The organism is Streptomyces sp. NPDC058289, assembly GCF_042880975.1.
GTDB classification, from domain to species: Bacteria; Actinomycetota; Actinomycetes; order Streptomycetales; family Streptomycetaceae; genus Streptomyces; species Streptomyces stoeckheimensis.
In genome coordinates this window covers 1-3,308 of sequence record NZ_JBHVYI010000193.1, presented here as the reverse complement: position 1 = coordinate 3,308, position 3,308 = coordinate 1, and the positions used below count along the sequence as shown (strand labels likewise).

The 3,308-nt window shown below is 69.2% G+C and carries 4 protein-coding genes; 2 read left to right on the top strand and 2 right to left on the bottom strand.

The window, feature by feature from the left end:
• Positions 1-35: 35 nt before the first annotated feature.
• Positions 36-668 carry a TetR/AcrR family transcriptional regulator gene (locus ACFVX6_RS40690; protein WP_389699622.1) on the bottom strand — a complete coding sequence of 211 codons (633 nt, stop codon included), beginning with the start codon at positions 666-668 and terminating at the stop codon, positions 36-38.
• 128 nt (positions 669-796) lie between these two features.
• Between ACFVX6_RS40690 and ACFVX6_RS40685 the strand changes: the two genes are divergently transcribed.
• Complete coding sequence (locus tag ACFVX6_RS40685) at positions 797-1,750, top strand: ABC transporter permease (protein ID WP_389699621.1); 954 nt, start codon at positions 797-799, stop codon at positions 1,748-1,750.
• Entirely contained in the window at positions 1,743-2,531 is a 789-nt protein-coding gene (locus tag ACFVX6_RS40680) for an ABC transporter ATP-binding protein (RefSeq protein WP_389699620.1), read from the top strand. The genes ACFVX6_RS40685 and ACFVX6_RS40680 overlap by 8 nt, the downstream gene beginning before the upstream one ends.
• A 36-nt stretch (positions 2,532-2,567) precedes the next feature.
• Here the strand turns inward: ACFVX6_RS40680 and ACFVX6_RS40675 are convergent, their stop codons facing one another.
• Positions 2,568-3,170 (bottom strand): hypothetical protein, encoded by a 603-nt coding sequence (locus ACFVX6_RS40675; RefSeq protein ID WP_389699619.1) that lies wholly within the window; start codon positions 3,168-3,170, stop codon positions 2,568-2,570.
• Positions 3,171-3,308 lie beyond the last annotated feature (138 nt).

Genomic DNA, 3,308 nt, shown 5'->3' with positions numbered 1-3,308 from the left:
GGGGTAGGGGACTCCGCCCCGCGCAGCGGAAGCCCCTAGGCCGGCCCGGCCGTCAGCCCGGCGACCACCGACCGCGCGAGGTCGTCCAGGTATCCCCCCGGGACGACGTCCCGTACGACCACCTGCCGCCAGTACAGCGGCCCGATCGCCAGATCGAGCGCCTTCCCCGCATCCACCCCCACGGGCAGCTCCCCCCGCGCCACCGCCTCGGAGATGATCCCCTCGGCCATCCTCCGCTGCCCCTCCAGCAAAGCCCCCCGCACCGCATCCGCGATCTCGGGATTCCGCGCCGCCTCCACCAGCAGGTCGGGGATCACCGCCGAGGCCACCGGATGCCGCAAGACGTGTGACAGGACCTCCAGCAGCGCCCGTACGTCCCCGTAGAGCGACCCGGTCGACGGCACCGGCAGGCCGTCCACGGCGAAGGCGCCCACCAGGTCCAGCACCAGGTGCAGCTTCGACTTCCACCGGCGGTACACGGCCGTCTTCCCGACGCCCGCCCGCCGCGCGATGCCCTCGATCGACATCCGCGAGAAGCCCACGGTGGCCAGCTCCTCGACCACGGCCGCCCGGATCGCCTCGGTCACGTCCTCACGGAGAACGGCGGCCCCGGCGGGGGCTCTCCGGGCGGCGGGGGCAGGGGTGGCGGCAGCAGGCTCAGGCGTCATAAGCAGAGCATAACCCGCGACGACGATACGGTTGCGTTCCGACGTCGAACGACCTAACCTCACCGTAGCGACGATACGGACCCGTCCCATCGCCAGCCGACGCCCCGACCCCGTCGAAAGCGACCCCCGTGACAGCGACCACCGCGCCACCCCCGGCCCCCGCCCCCGCCCCCGCTCAACCCCGGGACCGGACCAAGGACAAGGACAAGGCCCCGGACCCCATCGCCGAGCTGGCGGCGGCCCACGACCTGACCCTCAGCGGAGCCCGCCCCACCCTCCCCCGCTACATCGCTCAGCTCTGGGGCCGGCGCCACTTCGTGACCGCGTACGCCACCGCCCGGATGCACGCCCAGTACAGCGAGGCGAGCCTCGGCCAGGTCTGGCACCTGGTGACACCGCTGCTCAACGCGGCCGTCTACTACTTCATCTTCGGCATGGTCATGCACGCCAGCCACAACGTCCCGGACTACCTGCCGTTCCTGATCACCGGCGTCTTCGTCTGGGACTTCATCGGAAGCTGCATCAACGCCTCCACCCGCGCCGTCCAGTCCAACCTCGGCCTGGTGCGCGCCCTGCACTTCCCGCGCGCCTCGCTGCCCCTGTCCACGGTCGTCCAGCTCTTCCAGCAGCTGCTGGTCACCATGGGCGCGCTGATCATCCTGCTGCTCGTCTTCGGGCAGACCCCCACCGCGAACTGGCTGCTCGTCCTCCCCACCCTCCTGCTCATGGCCTCCTTCTGCGCCGGCTGCGCCATGATCATGGCGAGGATCGGAGCGAAGAGCCCGGACGTCAGCCAGCTGATGCCCTTCGTCCTGCGGACCTGGATGTACGCCTCGGGCGTCATGTGGTCGATCGACCAGATGCTGCGCACCGACCACCTGCCGGACTGGGTGTCGGCGGCCCTCAAGCTCAACCCCGCCGCCGTCTTCATCGACCTGATGCGCTTCGCGCTCATCGACTCGTACAAGGCGAGCCAGCTCCCCGACCACGTCTGGCTGATCGCCCTGGGCTGGGCCCTGATCGTCGGCGTCGGCGGGTTCGTTTTCTTCTGGAAGGCAGAGGAGGAGTACGGCCGTGGCTGACACCGCAACCGCGATCGAAACCCGGATCCCGACCGTCATCGCCGACGAGGTCCACGTGATCTACAAGGTGCACGGCTCGGGCGGCCGCAAGGGCGGCGCCACCGCGGCCCTGAGCCGGATGTTCTCCCGCAAGCCCGCCCCCGGCATCCGCGAGGTGCACGCCGTCAAGGGCGTCAGCTTCACCGCCTACAAGGGCGAGGCCATCGGCCTGATCGGCACCAACGGCTCGGGCAAGTCCACCCTGCTGTCCGCCATCGCCGGCCTCCAGCCGGTCGCGCGCGGCCGGATCTTCTCGCACGGCCAGCCGTCGCTGCTCGGCGTGAACGCCGCCCTGATGAACGACCTGACCGGCGAACGCAACGTGGTCCTCGGCGGCCTCGCCATGGGGATGTCCAAGCAGCAGATCCGCGAGCGCTACCAAGAGATCGTCGACTTCTCCGGCATCAACGAGAAGGGCGACTTCATCTCCCTGCCCATGCGCACCTACTCCTCCGGCATGGGCGCCCGGCTGCGCTTCTCCATCGCCGCCGCCAAGGACCACGACGTCCTGATGATCGACGAGGCCCTGGCCACCGGCGACGCCGCCTTCCAGCGCCGCAGCCAGGCCCGCATCGAAGAGCTCCGCGAACGGGCCGGCACCGTCTTCCTCGTCAGCCACGGCATCGGCACGGTCCGCGAAACCTGCGACCGCGCGATCTGGCTCGAATCGGGCGTCCTGCGCATGGACGGCCCCTCGGCAGAGGTCTGCGACGCGTACGAGGAATTCACCAACAGCCGCTGAGCACCTGCCGGCGGGGCGTCCCGCAGGGCAGGCCCGTCAGTCCTTGAAGTAGTCGGTGAGGACGCAGCCCTTCACCAGGGCCGGTTCCTTCCGGTAGCCGCTCGGAGGATTGAAGTCGGAGTAGCAGTTGAGGACCATCAGGCCGGTGTTCGGGGCGATCATGGCGACCATGACGTCCGAGTCCTGTGATCCGGCAGCGAAGTCCTGGCCGACGACGGGGCCGGTGTCGTGGTTTCCACCCCCGTTCTTCTTGTCGATCTCGGCCTTGTAGGCGGTCTGGAAGGCCTTGGCATCCTTGATCATGAAGATGCTGGTTGCGCCCTCGCTGTCGCAGTAGCCGCGCTCCGTGACGGAGTAGGACTCCTCGTACTCGTCCTGAGGGTCCCCGTCGGAGCCGTCGTAGCTGTCGAGCAGGGGCCTGACCTTGCACTCCGTGTACGTGCCGACGATGCGGGCGGCGCCGGCCATGTTGCCCGCCTTGGCCAGGCCCTTGAAGCCCTGCCCCTTCGAAGAGGTGGATCCGGTGGGTTCACCGAAGCCGCCGAAGGCCTGCTTCTCGCCCCCTTCGTCGCCGCACGCGGTGAGCGTGAGCAGAGCGGCGACGGCTGCGGCCGACGCCAGTAGTGACTTTGTGCGCATGTGACCGCGTCTCCCGTAAATGACCTTGAACGGCGGCGACTCTAGATCGACCGCCATGTCCACGGCAAACCGGGATGCCCAACTCACCTGCCCACAAAGGACCGCACACGAACGGGCCGGGCCCTGAACCCCCAAGGA

Excerpts from the sequence above, each read along its gene's own strand:
- ACFVX6_RS40675 (WP_389699619.1), bottom strand. The coding sequence starts at position 3,170 with ATGCGCACAAAGTCACTACTGGCGTCGGCCGCAGCCGTCGCCGCTCTG.
- ACFVX6_RS40690 (WP_389699622.1), bottom strand. The coding sequence starts at position 668 with ATGACGCCTGAGCCTGCTGCCGCCACCCCTGCCCCCGCCGCCCGGAGA.